At 62.7% G+C, this 17,319-nt stretch carries 16 protein-coding genes; 5 read left to right on the plus strand and 11 right to left on the minus strand.

Features of this window, described 5'->3' with window-relative positions; genetic code table 11:
- Window positions 1-60: 60 nt before the first annotated feature.
- From TU79_RS12805 to TU79_RS12840, 8 genes are all read right to left on the minus strand, one after another.
- Window positions 61-1,113 carry an AI-2E family transporter gene (locus tag TU79_RS12805; RefSeq protein ID WP_057008315.1) on the minus strand — a complete coding sequence of 351 codons (1,053 nt, stop codon included), beginning with the start codon at window positions 1,111-1,113 and terminating at the stop codon, window positions 61-63.
- Between the two features lie 71 nt (window positions 1,114-1,184).
- Window positions 1,185-2,003, minus strand: coding sequence for a DUF4892 domain-containing protein (locus TU79_RS12810; RefSeq protein ID WP_057008316.1), 819 nt, complete (start codon window positions 2,001-2,003; stop codon window positions 1,185-1,187).
- A 102-nt stretch (window positions 2,004-2,105) separates the two neighbouring features.
- Window positions 2,106-2,960: an alpha/beta hydrolase gene (locus TU79_RS12815; protein ID WP_057008317.1), complete on the minus strand. Its 855-nt coding sequence runs from the start codon at window positions 2,958-2,960 to the stop codon at window positions 2,106-2,108.
- Window positions 2,957-3,760, minus strand: a complete 804-nt coding sequence (locus TU79_RS12820) for an alpha/beta fold hydrolase (RefSeq protein ID WP_057008318.1) — start codon at window positions 3,758-3,760, stop codon at window positions 2,957-2,959. Before TU79_RS12820 ends, TU79_RS12815 begins: the two co-directional genes overlap by 4 nt.
- 97 nt (window positions 3,761-3,857) lie before the next feature.
- Window positions 3,858-4,301: a hotdog fold thioesterase gene (locus TU79_RS12825; protein WP_057008319.1), complete on the minus strand. Its 444-nt coding sequence runs from the start codon at window positions 4,299-4,301 to the stop codon at window positions 3,858-3,860.
- A 33-nt stretch (window positions 4,302-4,334) separates the two neighbouring features.
- Window positions 4,335-4,784, minus strand: a complete 450-nt coding sequence (gene sixA, locus TU79_RS12830; RefSeq protein ID WP_057008320.1) for a phosphohistidine phosphatase SixA — start codon at window positions 4,782-4,784, stop codon at window positions 4,335-4,337.
- The gene (locus tag TU79_RS12835) at window positions 4,781-5,128 is read right to left on the minus strand and encodes a DUF4389 domain-containing protein (RefSeq protein ID WP_057008321.1); all 348 of its coding nucleotides are present in this window, start codon (window positions 5,126-5,128) and stop codon (window positions 4,781-4,783) included. Before TU79_RS12835 ends, sixA begins: the two co-directional genes overlap by 4 nt.
- A gap of 10 nt (window positions 5,129-5,138) precedes the next feature.
- Window positions 5,139-6,164: an NAD(P)H-dependent glycerol-3-phosphate dehydrogenase gene (locus TU79_RS12840; RefSeq protein WP_057008322.1), complete on the minus strand. Its 1,026-nt coding sequence runs from the start codon at window positions 6,162-6,164 to the stop codon at window positions 5,139-5,141.
- A 195-nt stretch (window positions 6,165-6,359) separates the two neighbouring features.
- Here TU79_RS12840 and TU79_RS12845 point away from each other — a divergent pair, with 195 nt between their 5' ends.
- The 5 genes from TU79_RS12845 (at window position 6,360) to fabB (ending at window position 13,306) form a co-directional block, all read left to right on the plus strand.
- Window positions 6,360-8,480, plus strand: a complete 2,121-nt coding sequence (locus tag TU79_RS12845; RefSeq protein ID WP_331716166.1) for a TonB-dependent receptor plug domain-containing protein — start codon at window positions 6,360-6,362, stop codon at window positions 8,478-8,480.
- Window position 8,481: 1 nt separating this feature from the next.
- Complete coding sequence (locus TU79_RS12850) at window positions 8,482-9,411, plus strand: ABC transporter substrate-binding protein (protein WP_057008324.1); 930 nt, start codon at window positions 8,482-8,484, stop codon at window positions 9,409-9,411.
- Window positions 9,408-11,309 carry an ATP-binding protein gene (locus tag TU79_RS12855; RefSeq protein WP_057008325.1) on the plus strand — a complete coding sequence of 634 codons (1,902 nt, stop codon included), beginning with the start codon at window positions 9,408-9,410 and terminating at the stop codon, window positions 11,307-11,309. Before TU79_RS12850 ends, TU79_RS12855 begins: the two co-directional genes overlap by 4 nt.
- Window positions 11,310-11,558: 249 nt before the next feature.
- Window positions 11,559-12,074 (plus strand): 3-hydroxyacyl-[acyl-carrier-protein] dehydratase FabA, encoded by a 516-nt coding sequence (gene fabA / locus TU79_RS12860; protein ID WP_003210552.1) that lies wholly within the window; start codon window positions 11,559-11,561, stop codon window positions 12,072-12,074.
- Between the two features lie 11 nt (window positions 12,075-12,085).
- Window positions 12,086-13,306, plus strand: a complete 1,221-nt coding sequence (gene fabB, locus TU79_RS12865) for a beta-ketoacyl-ACP synthase I (protein ID WP_057008326.1) — start codon at window positions 12,086-12,088, stop codon at window positions 13,304-13,306.
- 79 nt (window positions 13,307-13,385) lie between these two features.
- Here fabB and TU79_RS12870 read toward each other — a convergent pair whose 3' ends face one another.
- The 3 genes from TU79_RS12870 to htpG all read right to left on the minus strand — a co-directional run bounded on the left by TU79_RS12870 (window position 13,386) and on the right by htpG (window position 17,247).
- Window positions 13,386-14,393: an amidohydrolase family protein gene (locus TU79_RS12870; RefSeq protein ID WP_139136769.1), complete on the minus strand. Its 1,008-nt coding sequence runs from the start codon at window positions 14,391-14,393 to the stop codon at window positions 13,386-13,388.
- A 153-nt stretch (window positions 14,394-14,546) separates the two neighbouring features.
- On the minus strand, window positions 14,547-15,275 hold the full coding sequence (locus TU79_RS12875; RefSeq protein ID WP_057008328.1) for a dienelactone hydrolase family protein: 729 nt from the start codon (window positions 15,273-15,275) through the stop codon (window positions 14,547-14,549).
- Window positions 15,276-15,342: 67 nt separating this feature from the next.
- Entirely contained in the window at window positions 15,343-17,247 is a 1,905-nt protein-coding gene (gene htpG, locus TU79_RS12880; RefSeq protein ID WP_057008441.1) for a molecular chaperone HtpG, read from the minus strand.
- Window positions 17,248-17,319: the final 72 nt, after the last annotated feature.

Consider the following 17,319-nt stretch of genomic DNA (forward strand, 5'->3'; position numbering starts at 1 on the left):
TGGCAGGAAAACGGGAGCCTCTGTGGCGGGCCGCGCCCACCCACAGGGTCATTTGCAGACCTATGTTTCACGCCGCTCCTGGGCCTGGCTCGCGCTCCAGTCCATCAGCAGGCTGTACGCCACTGCCAGCAAGGTCGGGCCGATGAACAGGCCGATAAAGCCAAAGGCGATGAGGCCGCCAAACACGCCAAGCAGCACGATCACCAACGGCAGGTTGCCGCCGCGGCTGATCAGGTAGGGCTTGAGCACGTTGTCCACGCCGCTGATGATGAACGTGCCCCAGACGCCAAGGAATATCGCGTGGCTGTAGTCGCCCTTCCACGCCAGCCACGCCGTGGCCGGGATCCACACCAGCGGCGGTCCCATGGGAATCAGGCTGAGCAGGAAGGTGACGATGCCCAGTACCAGCGCGCCGGGCACGCCGGCGATGAGGAAGCCGATCAGCGCCAGCAGGGCCTGGGCGGCGGCCGTGCCGATCACGCCGTTGACCACCCGTTGCACGGTGCCGGCCACCAGTTCGATGTAGTACCCGGCCCGTTCACCGATCAGGCGCTCCAGCAGGCGGTGGGCGAACATCGCCAGGCGCGGCCCGTCGCGGTAGAAAAAGAACACGAAGACCAGGCTCAAGGTCAGTTCGAGGATGCCGCCGCCAATCTGCGCACTGCGCGCCAGCAGCCAGTTGCCCACCTGACCAAGGTACGGCTTGATGCTGATCATCAGCGCGGCGCCCTGCTCGTCGATGCTGTCCCACATGCCCACCAGCCGCTCGCCCACCAGCGGGATCGAACCCAGCCAGGTGGGTGCTGCGGGCAGGCCATCGACCTGGATGTCCTTGATCAATACCGTGGCATCGCGCACATGGTCGGCCAGGTTGAAGCCCAGCCACACCAGCGGCAGCGCCACCAACAGCATCCAGCCCAGGGTCAGGATGCCGGCGGCCAGCGACTCGCGCCCGCCCAGCGCACGGGTCAGCAGGCGCATCAGCGGCCAACTGGCAAACGCCAGCACCGCGCCCCAGAACAGCGCCGACCAGAACGGCGCCATCACCCAGAAGCTGGCACCAAACAGCACCAGCAGCAGGATTTGCACCAGCAGGCGATCATTATTGGGCATGGAAAATCTCGAAAGAAGGTCTCGGGAATATAGCTTGGGCGAACGGCACGGGTCCGTTCGCCCGGGGATGCTCAGCGTATCAGATGCAGGTGCAAGCCTTTAGTGTCACCGCTGCCGGTTTCCAAGCGGGCTGCGCGTACGCCGTTGCCAACCAGCGCCTGACGCCAGGCCTCGGCCGAAGGGCCGCTCAAGCTGACGCGCAAGTTAGTGTCGAGGTTAAGGGCCCGGGAAATCAGGGTCAGCCAGGTGGTATCCGGCTCGGCGGCCAGCGCGGGAAAGTCCAGTTCGCCGGTGCTTTTCAACTCACGCAGCAGTGTTGCTGAGGTGGGCAGCAGCGTACCCAGCGGCGTGCCGGAATCGAGTTGCTCGACGTGCAGATAGGCGCGGCGATTGCCTCGCGTGATGCTATACAGCGCCACCAGGGAATTGTCCTGCGGGGCCGCCAGGCGCAACAGCAGGTATTCCTGCTGACCGTCAGCGCCCACCAGCTTGGCGTTGCCGAACACTTCATTGGCCCACAGGCTGCTCTCGCCGCAGTCACGGGCCTGGCACCAGAACAGCAATTGCGCGCCGCTGGCCTGCAACGCTTCGCGCGTGGCGGTAAACGCGGCGCTCGATGTGTGTTCGGCGGGCAGTTCATAGGTGATGGCCGTGGCTTGCCCACGGGCGGTGGCCTGGCCCTCGGAGCGCAGCTGGCCGCTGATCCGGCGGATCGCGCCCATGGGGTAGATGCGTTCTTTCTCTTCGGCCGGGCGGTAATCGACGATCTGCGCGTCGACCTGACGGGCAACGGCAGGCAGATCCTGACTGCCCGGTACATCGGCGGCGAATACCAGCGGGCTGAACATACCCAGCCCCAGAACACGGAAACATCTTTTACCCAGGCTCATCGGATCGGTGAGCCTGGGCCAGTGCAAGCAGGCGTTATGTTTGGATTGTTCATGGTTGACTCCCTTTCAATCCGCCCAGCCTCGGCAGTTGACCGCACCAAGTCAAGGCGCGGAGAAGAACCGATTGAAACAGTCTGCAACAAGAACTGCGCCGGACTCATCATTCAGGTGTAAATGATGGCCGCCCGGCAGCGTGGTCGCCGAGAAAGGCAGCTGGGAAAGCAATTCGGGATGTTTCGCCAGCATGCCCTCTGCCGCCACGATCAACTGCGCAGGGCAAGCCACGCGACGCACGAACGCCATCGCCTGCTCGTCGGTCAGACGCATCGGCGAAGCCAGGGTCAGGCGGCTGTCGGAGCGCCAGGTGTAACCGCCAGGCACTGGCATCAGGCCGCGCTGCGCCAGCAGTTCGGCGGCCTCGCGGCTGACGGCCACCAGGCCTTTCATGCGCGCCTCAACCGCACGGTCCAGGGTGGTGTAAACCGGTTTGCGTTTGTCCTGCAGGCTCAGTTGCGCCTGCAACGCCATGCCCAGGCGCTCGGCGGCATGCTCGCCGCTGGCGGTCGGCGGGATCACGCCGTCGATCAAGCCCAAGTGTGTCACCCGTTCCGGCAAGGCCCCGGCGAGGGCCGTGGACACGACGGCGCCGAGTGAGTGGCCAAGTAATGCAAAACGTTTCCAGCCCAGTTGTTCGGCCACCTGCAACACATCGAACACGTAATCCCACAAGGCGTAACCGGCGCCCGTCGGGCGATGCGCCGAGTGACCATGGCCGGCCATATCAAGGGCGACGATGCGCAAGCCGGTCAGTTTCGGCGCCAGGCGCGCAAAGCTGTTGGCGTTGTCCAGCCAGCCGTGCAAGGCGATCACCGGCAAGCCGTCCTCGGGGCCGAACAGGTGAGCGGCCAATTCGATATGCGGCAGGCTCAGACGCACTTCTTCGACGGGCGTGCTCATGCGCAACTGCGCTCACGGTTTTCCCAGCGGGCGAACAGGGTTTTGATCAAGTCGGCAGTGTCCTGTGGGTGTTCGAGGGGGAACATATGGCCACCGGGCACGGTGAGCGTTTCGCCCATGGGCAGGCGGTCGACGCCGCTGGCATGGTGACGCATCACCACCCGGCTCTGGCGGCCACGCACCATGGCCAACGGCACCCGCAATTGACGCACCTGTCCCGGGCTGGTGTGGGGCACGCCGCGGTAGATGCTGATTTCGGTGGCCGGGTCGAAGCGCAGACGCAGGCGATCGCCCACCGGGTACAGGCCATGTTGCAGGTACGCCTCGAAACAGTCCGGGTCGAACCCGCGAAACAGCGTCTTGGTGGCAAAGTAGCTGCGCGCAGCGGCCAGGTCGGTGAACTCTTCGCGACGACCCAGAGTGCGCCCGGCTGGCGTGAGGCGGTCGATAAAGCCAAAACGCTTGGCCGCGCGGATCACCCAGCGGTCGGCACGCGTGAGTACCGGCGAGTCGAGCATCACCACGCCGCGATACAACTGCGGGCGGCGCATGGCCGCATGCAGGTGCAGCACGCCCCCCAGGGAATGGCCCACGCCCCACACCGGCTCGGGCTGCCGCTCAACATGATGGATCAGTTCATCCACCAGATTCTGCCAGTTGTCATCCACCGGGAACCTGGGGTCGTGGCCGTGCTGGGGCAAGTGAGCCACTTCGTATTCCGGCGCCAGGCCGGCAAACAACTTGCCATAGGTGGCCGACGGGAAACCATTGGCGTGGGCAAAAAACACGTGCTGCGACATACCGAACCCTCTGCACAGACAGTGGAGCGATTGTCACCATGCCTGGCTCGCACGGCAATGACCGTAACTGCCAGGAATGATGGCACTCACGCCACGCCTATCGCGCCGGCGGGTTCTCGCCCAGGGGCACCACGGCGATGGTCAGACGCGATACGCAGCTGGCCTTGCCCTCGTCGCTGGTCAGGCGAATGTCCCATACCTGGGTGGTGCGGCCAATATGAATGGCCGTGGCGACCGCCGTCACCCGCCCGCTGCGCACACCGCGCAGGTGGTTGGCGTTGACCTCAAGGCCCACGCAATAGAACTTGCTGGCATCGATGCACAGGTAGGCGGCCATGGAACCGACGCTTTCGGCCAGCACCACCGACGCGCCGCCGTGCAGCAGGCCGTAGGGCTGATGGGTGCGGTGGTCGACCACCATGCTCGCGGTCAGGGAGTGCTCATCGAAGCTTTCGAAGCGGATGTCCAGCAGTTCCCCGATGGTGTTTTTCTGCAGGGTATTGAGGTGTTCGATGTTCGGTTGGGTACGCCACAGGCTCATGGGGAGTGTCCTTTCTTTTATTGTCGGGATGGCCTACGGGTTTTTCACGCTGACCAGGCTCATCAGCCCCGCCAGCGGAAAATCGCCTTCCAGCTCCGCCAGGCTCGCCGTGTGCATCGGCTGCGACTGGCGCAGATGGCCGTGCTGCAAAAAACTGATCAGGCTGCCCACCAGAGGCTGATGGCTGACCAGCAGCACGTTGGCATCGGTGTCGAGGTTTTCCAGCACCTGGGGCGGATTAGCGTCCGGCGTCAACCACGGCACCGTGCGGATATCGGCCTGAAAACCGAGCGTCTCGCGCACCAGCTGCGCGGTTTGCTGCGCCCTTGCGTAAGGGCTGGCGATGATGGCGCTGATGGGCTGGCCGATCAGGTGCGCAGCACTGCGCAACACTTCGCCACGGCCGTGCTCGGTGAGGTTACGCTCGGCGTCGCTGCGCGCGTGGGCTTGGGCCTCGCCGTGGCGCAGAATCCACAGCTTCACAGCTTTGGCTCCTCATCGCGCACCGGGTGCGGCGCCGGTGGCACGCGGTGGGCGGCTTCGCCTTCGGGTGCACGCGGAGTCGGCCAATCGGCGAAGGGCCAGGGCTTGTGCTCGGTATGGAAGCTGCCGAAGCGGCCGATCTGCGCCAGGAACTGGCTGAGGCTGTCGCCGAAGTTCATCAGGCCCAGGTTCGGCGCGCCGTAGAACAAACGGTATACCAACTGCACCAGCACCAGCGCGCCGAGCAAAAACTGCGCAACCTGCCACACCAGGGCAAACACCAGCATCCACAGGATGCGCAGCGCAATGGATTCATACTTGGGAGCTGCTTTGGGATCGTTCATGACGCGTTCCTCAGTTGAAACCGCTGGTGGAAATAAAGTCGACATCGGTTTTCGGCTCGGCGCGCATCAGCAGCTCAATCACCTGCTCCAGGGTGCGCCCCTCGAACAGAATCGCATGCAAGCCAGCCACCAGCGGCATATAGACGCCCACTTCCTGAGCCTTGGCCTTAAGCACCTTGAGGGTGTTGACCCCTTCGGCCACTTCGCCCAGGCGCGTCACCGCGTCGTCCAGGCTCAGGCCCTGGCCCAGCGCGAAGCCGACCTGATAGTTGCGGCTTTTTGGCGAGGAGCAGGTGACGATCAGGTCGCCCACGCCCGCCAGGCCCAGGAAGGTCATGGGGTTGGCGCCCTGGTTGACCGCAAAGCGGGTCATTTCCGCCAGGGCACGGGTGATCAGCATGCTCTTGGTGTTTTCGCCCATGCCCAGGGCCACGGCCATGCCGGCGATGATGGCATAGACGTTTTTCAGCGCCCCGCCCAGTTCGACACCAAACCGATCGCCGCTGGCGTACACGCGAAACGTACGGCCATGCAGCACGGCCTGGACGCGCTCGCACAGTTGCTCGTCCTCACTGGCGACCACCGTGGCGGTCAGCGCGTGCTCGGCCACCTCCCGCGCCAGGTTCGGCCCGGACAGCACGCCGATGCGTGCCTGTGGAGCGATCTCCTGGAGGATTTCGCTCATCAGCTTGAAGGTCTGCGCCTCGATACCCTTGGTCAGGCTGACCAGCAGCTTGCCGGCCAGGCGTTCGGCGTGGGGGGCCAGCACCGCGCGCAGGGCGCTGGAGGGCAGCGCGACAAAGCACAGGTCGCAGGCCTCCAGGGTCGCCAGCAGATCGGTGACGGGCTCGACCGCCTCATGAATTTTGATGCCTTTAAGGTAACGGGGATTTTCCCGTTGCACGCGAATGGCCTCGGCCTGCTCGGGATCTCGCATCCACTGGCGCACCGCGTGGCCATTCTCGGCCAGCAGGTTAGCCACGGCGGTCCCAAAACTTCCGCCTCCCAGGACCGCGATAGGGCGCTGTTCAGTCATATGCAATCCGTTAATCCATACCAGTGGCAATGGCCGCATTATACGGAGCGCCTCAATTGCAGCCAGCCCCCGCGTCAATTCGTGCGCCCGTCGGAAAATGCCGCAATTGGATGAACGAATTGCAATTTCAACGACTGGCATAAGGCGCCACCTCAGTTAACATGGGCGGCTATCCGCAATGATCAAGGCCGTGCCGTGTATCTGGGCCCTCCTCCCCGCTCATCCCTGTTGTTGATGCTGTTGTGCAGCGCCGCTGCATGCGCCGATGACCTGTTCCTCGACAGCCAGCCGCTGCCGCAGGTGCTCACCGCCACACGCCTCAAACAATCGGCCGCCGCCGTGCCCGGCAGCATGACGGTGATCGACAGTGAATTGATCAAGGCCAGCGGCGCGCGGGATATTGCCGAGCTGTTGCGATTGGTGCCAGGCATGATGGTCGGCTACACCACCGGCAATCAGGCCGCCGTGAACTACCACGGCACCAGCGCCAGCGATGCGCGGCGCATGCAGGTGCTGATCGACGGCCGTTCGGTGTACCGCGCGGGACTCGCCACCGTCGACTGGAGCGATATTCCGGTGGCCATGGAAGATATCGAGCGCATCGAGGTGTTCCGTGGCCCCAACACCGTCAGCTATGGCGCCAACGCGCTGATGGCGGTGGTCAACATCCTCACGCGCTCACCGGCCAACAGCCAGGGCACGCGGGTGAAGGTGCAGCGCGGCGAACGCGGCATCAATGATGTCTACGCCAGCCAGGGCCTGGGCTGGGAAACCGGCGACCTGCGCGTGTCGATGTCCGGCCAGCAGGACGATGGCTTCGACAGCGACGCCGTGGGCGCCGACCGCCGCGACAGTCGCCGCCTGAGCCGCTTCAGCCTGGCCGTGAGCCAGACGCTGAATGCACAACAGAGCCTCGACTGGCAGTTGAATGCCAAGGAAGGCACCAACCAGCGTCCTTACACCTACACACCGGTGTTCGCCGGGATTACCGAAGGCGGCAACAACTCCGACGTCAACGCCAGGGACTATGCCGGCTCACTGCGCTGGAACATCGATTTCAACCCCGAGCACAGTCTGTATATCCAGGGCTCCGCCCAGCAGTGGGACCGCCGCCAGGTCTGGAAAGCCTGCGACGCGAAAGTCTCGTTCAGCCCGGAGCTGACCCGCCTGTGGCAACTGAACCCCAACTACGCCGAACTGCTCGCCCGGCACATGGACACCTTCAGCCAGGGCAGTGCCCCGCCGGGCAGCGCCGCCGAACAGACGCTGGGCAACCAGGTGCTGGACCAATGGCGCAACGGTGCCAGCCAGAGCGTGTGCGGCGACATCGACCAGAGCACCCGCGAAAGCCGCTACGACCTGGAGATTCAGGACACCCTCAGCCTGTCCGACAGCCTGCGCCTGGTCAGCGGTATGAATTATCGCTACGACCGTGCCGACTCCGACACCTACTTCAACGGCACCCTGGACGACGTCACCTGGCGCCTGTTCGGCCAGCTCGAATGGCGAGCCAGCGAACACTGGCTGTTGCAGGGCGGCGCCATGTATGAAGACACGCGCCTGAGCGGTCACTCACTGACGCCCCGGATAGCGCTGAACTACCTGATCAACCCGCGCCACGGCCTGCGCGCGGTGTACTCCGAAGCCATCCGCTCGCCGGACATGTTCGAGAACAACGTCAACTGGAGCTACCGCGTCAACAATCTCAGCTCGCCAGCCTATGGGCAGAACGCCGGGCAATATTTTGTGGTGACACGGGGGCCGGGCAACCTCGATAAAGAGCTGATGAAATCGCGGGAACTGGGCTATAACGGCTTCTTTGCCGACCTCGGGTTGAACCTGGACGTGAAGCTGTTCTATGACGAAATCACTGACATGATCAGCTCGCCGCTACGCAACAACCAATACATCGCCAGCAATGGCAACAGCTCGCGCTTTGTCGGCGCCGAGTCGCAATTTGACTGGCGCTTGAGTGACGCCGACCGCCTGCGGCTCACCTACGCCTATGTCGACGCCACCGCGAGCAACCCGCTGGACAAGGCCCAGACCGCACGCAACAGCGGCTCGGCCGGCTGGCTGCGCGAATGGGGTCGTGGCTGGTCCAGCGCGCTGTTCTACTACGGCGACGACGCACTCAACCAATATCGCTTCGAACGGGTTGACCTGCGGGTGGCCAAACGCATTGCCGTGGGCAACGCCAACGTGGAGCTGGCGGGCATGCTGCAACAACGCCTCGACAACCAGCCGACCACCTGGGCCGACAATATCTATGATCACCGTCACGTCCTTTACTTCAGCGCGGAGCTGGAGTTCTGACATGGCCAGTCAGTCACGGATGACCCTCTTCTCTTTTGCCAGGCTGTGGCAGCGCGCCCTGCTGCTGATCAGCCTGCTGCTGACCGCGCCGGCGTGGAGTGCCAACATCCTGCTGACCGCCGCGCAAGACAGCGCCGGCGTGCAGGACTTCGCCCAGGCACTGGCCCGCCAGCGTCCCGCAGACCAGGTCACTTTCACTCCGCTCAAGGACCTGCCGGCGCCGCGCCAATTGCCTGCCGACACGCGCCTGATCCTGCTCGACCTGCCCGGCCTCGACTGGCGCCTGAAGGATGCCGAAGGTCCGCCGACCCTGGTGTTGCGCATCAGCCGCCTGCAAGCCCGCCAGCGCCTGGGCACCCGCCTGCCGGCGCACGTCAGCCTGCTGTGGAGCGACCCACCGCTGGACCGCCAGTTACGCCTGATCACCGGCATTCTGCCGCGGGCCCGGCGCATCGGCGTGCTCTACGGCAGCGACAGTGAGTTCCTGCTGCGCGAGCTGAGCCAATACGCCGCGCCCCTGGGCCTGGAAATCGTGCCTCAGCGGTGGAACAACATTAACGACAGTCGCCCGCTGCAGAGCCTGTTCAGGACCAGCGACGTACTGCTCGGCCTCGACGACCCGCAACTGTACAACCCGAAGACCGCAAAGAATCTGCTGCTGAGCAGCTACGCCCAGCAACTGCCGCTGGTGGGCCCCAACGCCGGCTTCGTCAAGGCCGGCAGCCTGGCCAGCACCTACAGCGACCAGACCGACTGGCTGGGCGTACTCGACCGTTTGCTTGACCGCCCGCCATCCAGCTGGCCGCGCACGCTGTACCCGCACCACTTCAAAGTCGTGGGCAACCCGCAGGTCGCGCGCTCACTGGGCATCGAACACGTCGATGAAAGCAACGTCGCCGCGCGGCTCGCCGAAGGAGAAAAACGCCCATGACCTTGCGTCGTCGTTGGGATATCAACACCCGCACCCAGCTCATCACCCTGGGCCCGGCACTGTTGCTCACGTTGCTGTTGATCAGCTTCTTTACCTTCGTGCGTATCCAGGACCTGCGCCAGGAACTGGACCATACCGGCCAGCTGATTGCGAACCAACTGGCGCCTGCCACCGAGTACGGCGTCATTTCCGGCAACAACGATGTGCTCGACAGCCTGCTGCGCGCCACGCTGGCCACGCCCCATGTGCGCTTTCTGGAGATTCAGGACGCCGCTGAAAACATCCTGGTGTACGTCGAGCAACCGTCGGAAAAGCACGACCGCTCATTGTCCGTGAAAGTGTTTCAGTCGCCGATCCGCCTTCAGCATATCCAGCTGGGCAGTGATTTTTTCCAGGACAACCTCAACGAATCCAAGGCACCGCGTGCCGATTATCTGGGGCGCGTGATCGTCGGCATGTCCAACGATGCCTTCAGCCAGCGTCAGCAGGAGATTCTGTTCAAGGCCGGCATCCTCGCGCTGTTCGCCCTGCTGTTTACCTTCCTGCTGGCGCGGCGCCTGGCGGCCAGCCTGTCGCAGCCGATCAGCGCAATGGGCCATGCGGTGAAGGCCATCCAGCAAGGTGACTACAAGACTCCGCTGCCTATCGTGGATGACTCGGAGCTGGGCGACCTGTCACGTCACATCAACAACCTGGCCGCCGGCCTGCAACAGGCCAGCCACGAACAGCAACGGGCCATGGCGCAGTTGATCCAGACCCGCGAAGAAGCCGAGCGGGCCAACAATGCCAAATCGGATTTCCTCGCGATGATGAGCCACGAGCTGCGCACGCCGATGAACGGAGTGCTGGGCATGCTGCAGTTGCTGGAAACCACCGAGATGACTGACGAGCAGACCGAGTACGCGGCGCTGGCCTCCGAGTCCACCGAACATCTGCTGAAGGTCATCAACGACATCCTCGATTTCTCGCGCATCGAACGCGCGGCCCTGGAGCTGGAGCATATTGCGTTCAACCTCGCCGACCTGGTCAACAGCAGCGCCCATGCCTTCCGGCACAGCGCACAGCAGCGCGGGCTGACGCTCAACCTGCCGATGCCGCCGGGCCTGGATACGCTGCGGGTCAAGGGCGACCCCACGCGTATCCGCCAGATTCTGGTGAACCTGATCGGTAACGCACTCAAGTTCACCGAACAGGGCAGTGTGAGTGTCGAGCCCCACTGGCAGCCCCTCGACCATGAGCTGGTGTGGTTCACCTGCAGCGTGCGCGACAGCGGCATCGGTATCGGCGCCGAACACCTGGAGTCGATGTTCGACGCGTTCCAGCAGGCTGACAGCTCGATCTCCAGGCGCTACGGTGGCACCGGCCTGGGCCTGCCCATCGCGCGCACGCTGGCCGAACGCATGGGCGGCACCCTGCGCGTGCAAAGCGAAGAAGGCCGTGGTTCGGTGTTCACCCTGGAAATCCCCCTGGCCATCGACCAGCACAGCCTGCCGGCGATTGCCCAGGACGCCCAAAGCAAGCACGGCGCCGGCGACGGCCGGCATGTGTTGCTGGTGGAGGACAATCCGGTCAACCGCACGGTGGTGGAAGCCATGTTGCGCAGCCTCGGTTTCGAAGTCAGCCTGGCCACCGACGGCGCCGAGGCAATCCGTAGCGCAGAAAGCCTGATGTTCACAGCGATCCTGATGGATTGCCGGTTGCCGGTGATCGACGGTTACGAAGCCACACGGCAGATTCGCCAGCTGCAGGGCTGCGCCGATCTGCCGATCATTGCGCTCACCGCAAACGCCCTGCAGGGCGACCGTGAAGCGTGCCTCGCGGCCGGAATGAACGATTACCTGGCCAAGCCGTTCAAACGTACGGATTTGCAGCAGATCCTGCAGCGCTGGGTGCAATAGCGCCGCGCCATCAGGCATCTGCGACTGGCGTGAAACACGAAAGTGCGGCAGTCTTAGGCACCCAAACGGGCAGATAGACAGGCCCGGTTTAAAATTTCAGTGAACAAGTGTACATTGAGTGCCTTGACGCTGTGACTTTCACTACAACGCAATAGTCTACGTGTAGGCTGCCGGCATGAGGCATGAACGCTTCATTCGGTTCGGGAAGATTTGCCCTGCCCTGCCGCATGGGATTATTGAGGAGCTCGCATGACCAAACAAAACGCCTTTACTCGGGAAGACCTGCTGCGCTGCAGTCGCGGTGAGCTGTTCGGCCCAGGTAACGCGCAACTGCCCGCCCCGAACATGCTGATGGTGGATCGCATCACCCATATCAGCGAAGAGGGTGGCAAGTACGGCAAAGGTGAATTGGTCGCCGAGCTGGATATCACTCCGGACCTGTGGTTCTTCGCCTGCCATTTCGAAGGCGACCCGGTGATGCCAGGCTGCCTGGGCCTCGACGCCATGTGGCAACTGGTCGGCTTCTACCTGGGCTGGCAAGGCCTGCCGGGTCGCGGTCGCGCCCTGGGTTCCGGCGAAGTGAAGTTCTTTGGCCAGGTCCTGCCGACCGCCAAAAAAGTCACCTACAACATTCAAATCAAGCGCGTCCTCAAGGGCAAGCTGAACCTGGCCATTGCTGATGGTTCGGTGACTGTCGACGGTCGCGAGATTTATACTGCCGAAGGCCTTCGGGTCGGCGTATTCACTTCCACTGACAACTTTTAAGGGTTATCCGCATGCGCCGCGTCGTTATCACTGGTCTGGGCATCGTTTCTTGCCTGGGCAATGACAAAGAGACCGTCACCGCTAACCTGCGTGCAAGTCGCCCTGGCATCCGCTTCAACCCGGAATATGCCGAAATGGGTCTGCGTAGCCAGGTTTCCGGCTCCATCGATCTGCCCCTCGAAGAACTGATCGATCGCAAGATCTATCGTTTCGTCGGTCACGCTGCCGCCTACGCCTACCTGGCCATGAAAGATGCGATCGCCGACTCCGGCCTCAGCGAAGACCAGGTATCGAACGTACGCACCGGCCTGATCGCCGGTTCCGGCGGCGCATCCACCCTCAACCAGATGGAAGCGCTGGACATCCTGCGCGAGAAAGGCGTGAAGCGCGTCGGCCCGTACCGTGTCACACGGACCATGGGCAGCACCGTGTCGGCCTGCCTGGCCACGCCGTTCGCCATCAAGGGCGTCAACTACTCGATCTCCTCGGCCTGCGCCACCAGCGCCCACTGCATCGGGACTGCCGTTGAGCAGATCCAGCTGGGCAAGCAGGACATCGTGTTCGCCGGCGGCGGTGAGGAAGAGCATTGGAGCCAGTCGTTCCTGTTCGACGCCATGGGCGCCCTCTCCACCCAGTACAACGAAACGCCGGAAAAGGCCTCCCGCGCCTACGACGCCAAGCGTGACGGTTTCGTCATCGCCGGCGGTGGCGGCATGGTGGTGGTCGAGGAGCTGGAACATGCTCTGGCCCGTGGCGCGAAGATCTACGCGGAAATCGTCGGCTACGGAGCCACTTCCGACGGCTACGACATGGTCGCGCCAAGCGGCGAAGGCGCCATCCGTTGCATGCAGATGGCCATGTCCACCGTTGACACCCCGATCGACTACCTGAACACCCACGGCACCTCCACTCCGGTCGGCGACGCCAAGGAAATGGAAGGCGTGCGCGCGGTATTCGGCGACAAGGCACCGGCCATCAGCTCCACCAAGAGCCTGTCGGGTCACTCCCTGGGCGCCGCCGGCGTTCACGAAGCGATCTACTGCCTGCTGATGATGGAAGGCAACTTCATGGCCGGTTCGGCCAACATCGACGAGATCGATCCGGTTGTGGCAGATATGCCGATCCTGACCAAGACCGTTGAGAACGCCACCATCAATACCGTGATGAGCAACAGCTTCGGCTTTGGTGGCACCAACGCGACGCTGGTACTCAAGCGCTGGCAGGGCAAGTAAGGCCTGCAGCTTGATCCCATGAAAAAGCCCCGACTGGTTCGGGGCTTTTTTGTGGGTGGCCATCAGGGAAAAATAGCGTTCAGCGAGAAGTCTTGGGCAGCACAGCCAGGAAATTATCCCGCGCAACCTTGCGGGCCACGTCCTCGGGCAGCGCATCAAGGAAGGGGTCAAAGCGGCGCATTTCCTTACCCAGCTTGTTAAACCGACCTACCACGTCAGAGCCGAGCATGAAGCGCTCCGGGAAGCGCTCCACCAGCTTTACCCACTCGGGTCTGGGCTTGCCCGCCTCGTCCAGCAGATAAGGCGTGAGCATGCTCCAGGAGAGGTCGATGTAGAGGTTGGGGTAGGCCTCCAGCATGCGCGTCAAGGTGGGCAGCAAAAAGTCCATCTGCACCTGATGTCGGTGGATCTCCATGCTGGTGCCGGCATGGGCCCAGATGAATCGAGTATGGGGGTGATTGCGCAGCGGCTCTTCGACCTCCGCCAGATACAACGGGTTGCGCTCGCGCTTTGAGGTGATGTTGGAATGCAGCATCACCGGCAAATCGTTTTCGGCCGCCAAATGGTAAATGCGCGTCATGGCTTCGTTGTTGGCGCGCGGGGTGTCACCCGCCGTCAGGGCTGTCAGGTCGTCATGGCGGGTGAACACTTCACCGATGCCCTGCCACAGGCCCGGGTTGAGATCGAGCATGCGCTGGATATGCGCATCGGAATTCTTGTCATTGGGGTTGAAGCCGGACAGGAAAGGATGAAAGCGCAGGCGCTGCTCAGGCGTGAGTTTATTGACCGCCGCCGCGACGATCACGTCGGTGGCGCTGTACCAGTAGGCATCAGCATCGTCACCGGCGTAGTAGCGCGGACGTTTGGGCTCGTCTTCATGCCATTTTTTCGCCACGGGGATGCCGGAAATCATCACATGCTCGATGCGACTGTCCGCCATGGCCTTGAGCAGCTTGTCCATGCCGGCGGTTTCCTGAAAGAAATCCACGTAATGCAGGTGGGCATCGCTGTAGGCATAGTCGCGGGCCTGTGCGGCGAGGCTGGCGGCGGTGAGCAACAGGGCGAGGCTCAGGCGAGTCCAGGGCACGGGGGCGATCTCCATTGAGGTGAGTCAGGGGGTATTGGGTTGCCTGTCAGATAGCTATCGGGAGCAAGCCCCCTCCCACATTTTGATCGTGTTCACCGATCCGACTGTGGGAGGAGGCCTGCTCCCGATGAGGCCCGGACAGACGCCGAAGCATCAGCCCTTGAACACTTCATCCAGCAGGTTATGCATGGACTGAAACGCGCGCGCAGAGGTCTTAGCGTCATACATCATCTTGCCCGGCACGTTGGCGTGCGGATCGGTGAAGGAATGCACCGCACCGCCGTAGCTGAGCAGTTGCCAATCCACATCGGCCGCGTTCATTTCTTCTTCGAACGCCGGCAGTTGTTCCTTGGGCACCAACGGATCAGAGGCGCCGTGCAGCACCAGTACCGAGCCCTTGATATTCTTCGCATCCGCCGGGTTGGGCGTGTCGAGGGTGCCATGGAACGACACGGCGGCTTTCAACGGTGCGCCAGTGCGCGCCAGCTCCAGAGAGCAGCAGCCACCGAAGCAGAAACCAAAGGTCGCGAGTTTCGAGGTATCCACTGCCGCTTCGGTCTGGCCTTGCAGTTGCTCGAACGCCACCTGCATGCGCTTGTTGAGCAACGGGCGGTCGTTCTTCAACGGCATCATCGCCGCGCCGGCTTCATCGCCGTTCGACGGGCGCACGGTTTGGCCGTAGAGGTCCGCAATCAGCACCACGTAGCCCTTGGCGGCGACGCTCCTGGCGATTTCTTCGGCCCCGGCACTCACACCCATCCAGTTCGGCGCCATCAACAGGCCCGGCAGCGGACCCTTGTGGCTGGCGTCGAACGCCAGGCGGCTTTCATAAGACTGGCCATCAATCTGATAGACCACGGAACGCACGGTGACTTGGCTCATGATTTACTCCAGTTGAGGTGCACTAAAATGAAAAAACCCGCCGAAGCGGGTTTTTCCTGCAGCGGTGTTAAACCGACAGTTCAACCAACAGCTTGTTCAGTCGGCGCACATAGGCCGCCGGGTCTTTCAGGCTGTCGCCAGCGGCCAGGGCCGCCTGGTCGAAGAGGATGTGCGACAGGTCGCCAAAACGCTCTTCGCTCTGCTCGCCATCGAGTTTCTCGATCAGCGGGTGCGCCGGGTTGAATTCGAAGATCGGCTTGGAGTCCGGCACCTTCTGCCCGCTGGCTTCGAGGATCTGGCGCATCTGCATGCCCAGGTCCTGCTCGCCGATGGCCAGGATCGCCGGGGAGTCGGTCAGACGGTGGGAAACCCGCACTTCGCTGACAGCCTCGCCCAGGGACGCCTTGATCCGCTCAACCAGGCCCTCCTTGGACTTGGCGACCTCTTCGGCTTCCTTCTTCTCTTCTTCGGAGTCGAGGTTACCCAGGTCCAGGTCACCACGGGCCACGTCGACGAACGACTTGCCGTCGAACTCGGTGAGGTAGCTCATCAGCCACTCATCGATACGGTCGGTCAGCAGCAGCACTTCGATACCTTTCTTGCGGAAGACTTCCAGGTGCGGGCTGTTCTTGACCTGGGCGTAGGTTTCGCCGGTCAGGTAGTAGATCTTGTCCTGACCTTCCTTGGCGCGCGCCAAATAGTCGGCCAGCGACACAACCTGCTCACCGTCTTCGCCCTGGGTGGAAGCAAAGCGCAGCAGGCCGGCAATCTTCTCTTTGTTGGCGAAGTCTTCGGCCGGGCCTTCTTTCATGACCTGACCGAAGTTTTTCCAGAAACCCTTGTATTGCTCAGGCTCGTTCTTCGCCAGTTTCTCCAGCATGTCGAGGACACGCTTGGTCAGCGCCGACTTCATGGAGTCGATGATCGGGTCTTTCTGCAGGATTTCCCGCGACACGTTCAGCGACAGGTCATTGGAGTCGACCACGCCCTTGATGAAGCGCAGGTACAACGGCAGGAAGGATTCCGCCTGGTCCATCACGAACACGCGCTGCACGTAGAGCTTCAGGCCCTTGGGGGCTTCGCGCTGGTACAGGTCGAACGGAGCGCGGGCCGGTACGTACAGCAGCGAGCTGTATTCGAGCTTGCCTTCAACCTTGTTGTGGCTCCAGCTCAGCGGGTTCTCGTAGTCGTGACCGATGTGCTTGTAGAACTCCTGGTATTCCTCGTCCTTGATCTCGGTACGCGGACGGGTCCACAGGGCACTGGCGCGGTTGACGGTTTCCCACTCCTCGGCAGGCTTCTCTTCGCCTTCAGCCGCGGCCTGTTCCTTGGGCAACTCGATCGGCAATGCGATGTGATCGGAGTATTTTTTGATGATGTTGCGCAGGCGCCAGCCATCGGCGAATTCGTCTTCACCGGACTTGAGGTGCAGCACGATGCGGGTACCGCGGTCGGCCTTGTCGATCGTGGCGATTTCAAACTCGCCCTCGCCTTTGGAGGCCCAGTGCACGCCTTCGCTGGCGGGGAGGCCGGCACGGCGGCTGAACACTTCAACCTTGTCGGCGACGATGAAGGCCGAGTAGAAGCCCACACCGAACTGACCGATCAGGTGCGAATCCTTCTTCTGATCGCCCGACAGGTTCTTCATGAAATCGGCGGTGCCGGATTTGGCAATGGTCCCCAAGTGGGTGATCGCATCGTCACGGCTCATGCCGATACCGTTGTCTTCGAGGGTGACGGTCTTCGCGTCCTTGTCGTAGCTCACGCGGATTTTCAGCTCGGCGCCACCTTCCAGCAACTCAGGCTTGGACAGGGCTTCGAAGCGTAATTTGTCGACAGCGTCAGAGGCGTTCGAGATCAATTCGCGAAGGAAAATTTCCTTGTTGGAATACAGCGAATGGATCATGAGGTGCAGCAGTTGCTTCACCTCGGTCTGGAAGCCCAGGGTTTCCTTTTGAGTTTCCACACTCATGGTCATCAAACTCCAATTGGATGGCAATGGCCGCTCCCGAAAGGGTTGGCGGCGGGTTGTCATCAAAGTTGG

The sequence above is a fragment of the Pseudomonas trivialis genome (assembly GCF_001439805.1).
GTDB lineage: Bacteria > Pseudomonadota > Gammaproteobacteria > Pseudomonadales > Pseudomonadaceae > Aquipseudomonas > Aquipseudomonas trivialis.

Bases quoted from the DNA above. Each gene is read 5' to 3' on its own strand.
- TU79_RS12805 (WP_057008315.1), bottom strand. From the start codon at position 1,113: ATGCCCAATAATGATCGCCTGCTGGTGCAAATCCTGCTGCTGGTGCTG.
- TU79_RS12810 (WP_057008316.1), bottom strand. From the start codon at position 2,003: ATGAGCCTGGGTAAAAGATGTTTCCGTGTTCTGGGGCTGGGTATGTTC.
- TU79_RS12815 (WP_057008317.1), bottom strand. From the start codon at position 2,960: ATGAGCACGCCCGTCGAAGAAGTGCGTCTGAGCCTGCCGCATATCGAA.
- TU79_RS12820 (WP_057008318.1), bottom strand. From the start codon at position 3,760: ATGTCGCAGCACGTGTTTTTTGCCCACGCCAATGGTTTCCCGTCGGCC.
- TU79_RS12825 (WP_057008319.1), bottom strand. From the start codon at position 4,301: ATGAGCCTGTGGCGTACCCAACCGAACATCGAACACCTCAATACCCTG.
- TU79_RS12835 (WP_057008321.1), bottom strand. From the start codon at position 5,128: ATGAACGATCCCAAAGCAGCTCCCAAGTATGAATCCATTGCGCTGCGC.
- TU79_RS12840 (WP_057008322.1), bottom strand. From the start codon at position 6,164: ATGACTGAACAGCGCCCTATCGCGGTCCTGGGAGGCGGAAGTTTTGGG.
- TU79_RS12850 (WP_057008324.1), top strand. From the start codon at position 8,482: ATGGCCAGTCAGTCACGGATGACCCTCTTCTCTTTTGCCAGGCTGTGG.
- TU79_RS12855 (WP_057008325.1), top strand. From the start codon at position 9,408: ATGACCTTGCGTCGTCGTTGGGATATCAACACCCGCACCCAGCTCATC.
- fabA (WP_003210552.1), top strand. From the start codon at position 11,559: ATGACCAAACAAAACGCCTTTACTCGGGAAGACCTGCTGCGCTGCAGT.
- fabB (WP_057008326.1), top strand. From the start codon at position 12,086: ATGCGCCGCGTCGTTATCACTGGTCTGGGCATCGTTTCTTGCCTGGGC.
- TU79_RS12875 (WP_057008328.1), bottom strand. From the start codon at position 15,275: ATGAGCCAAGTCACCGTGCGTTCCGTGGTCTATCAGATTGATGGCCAG.
- htpG (WP_057008441.1), bottom strand. From the start codon at position 17,247: ATGAGTGTGGAAACTCAAAAGGAAACCCTGGGCTTCCAGACCGAGGTG.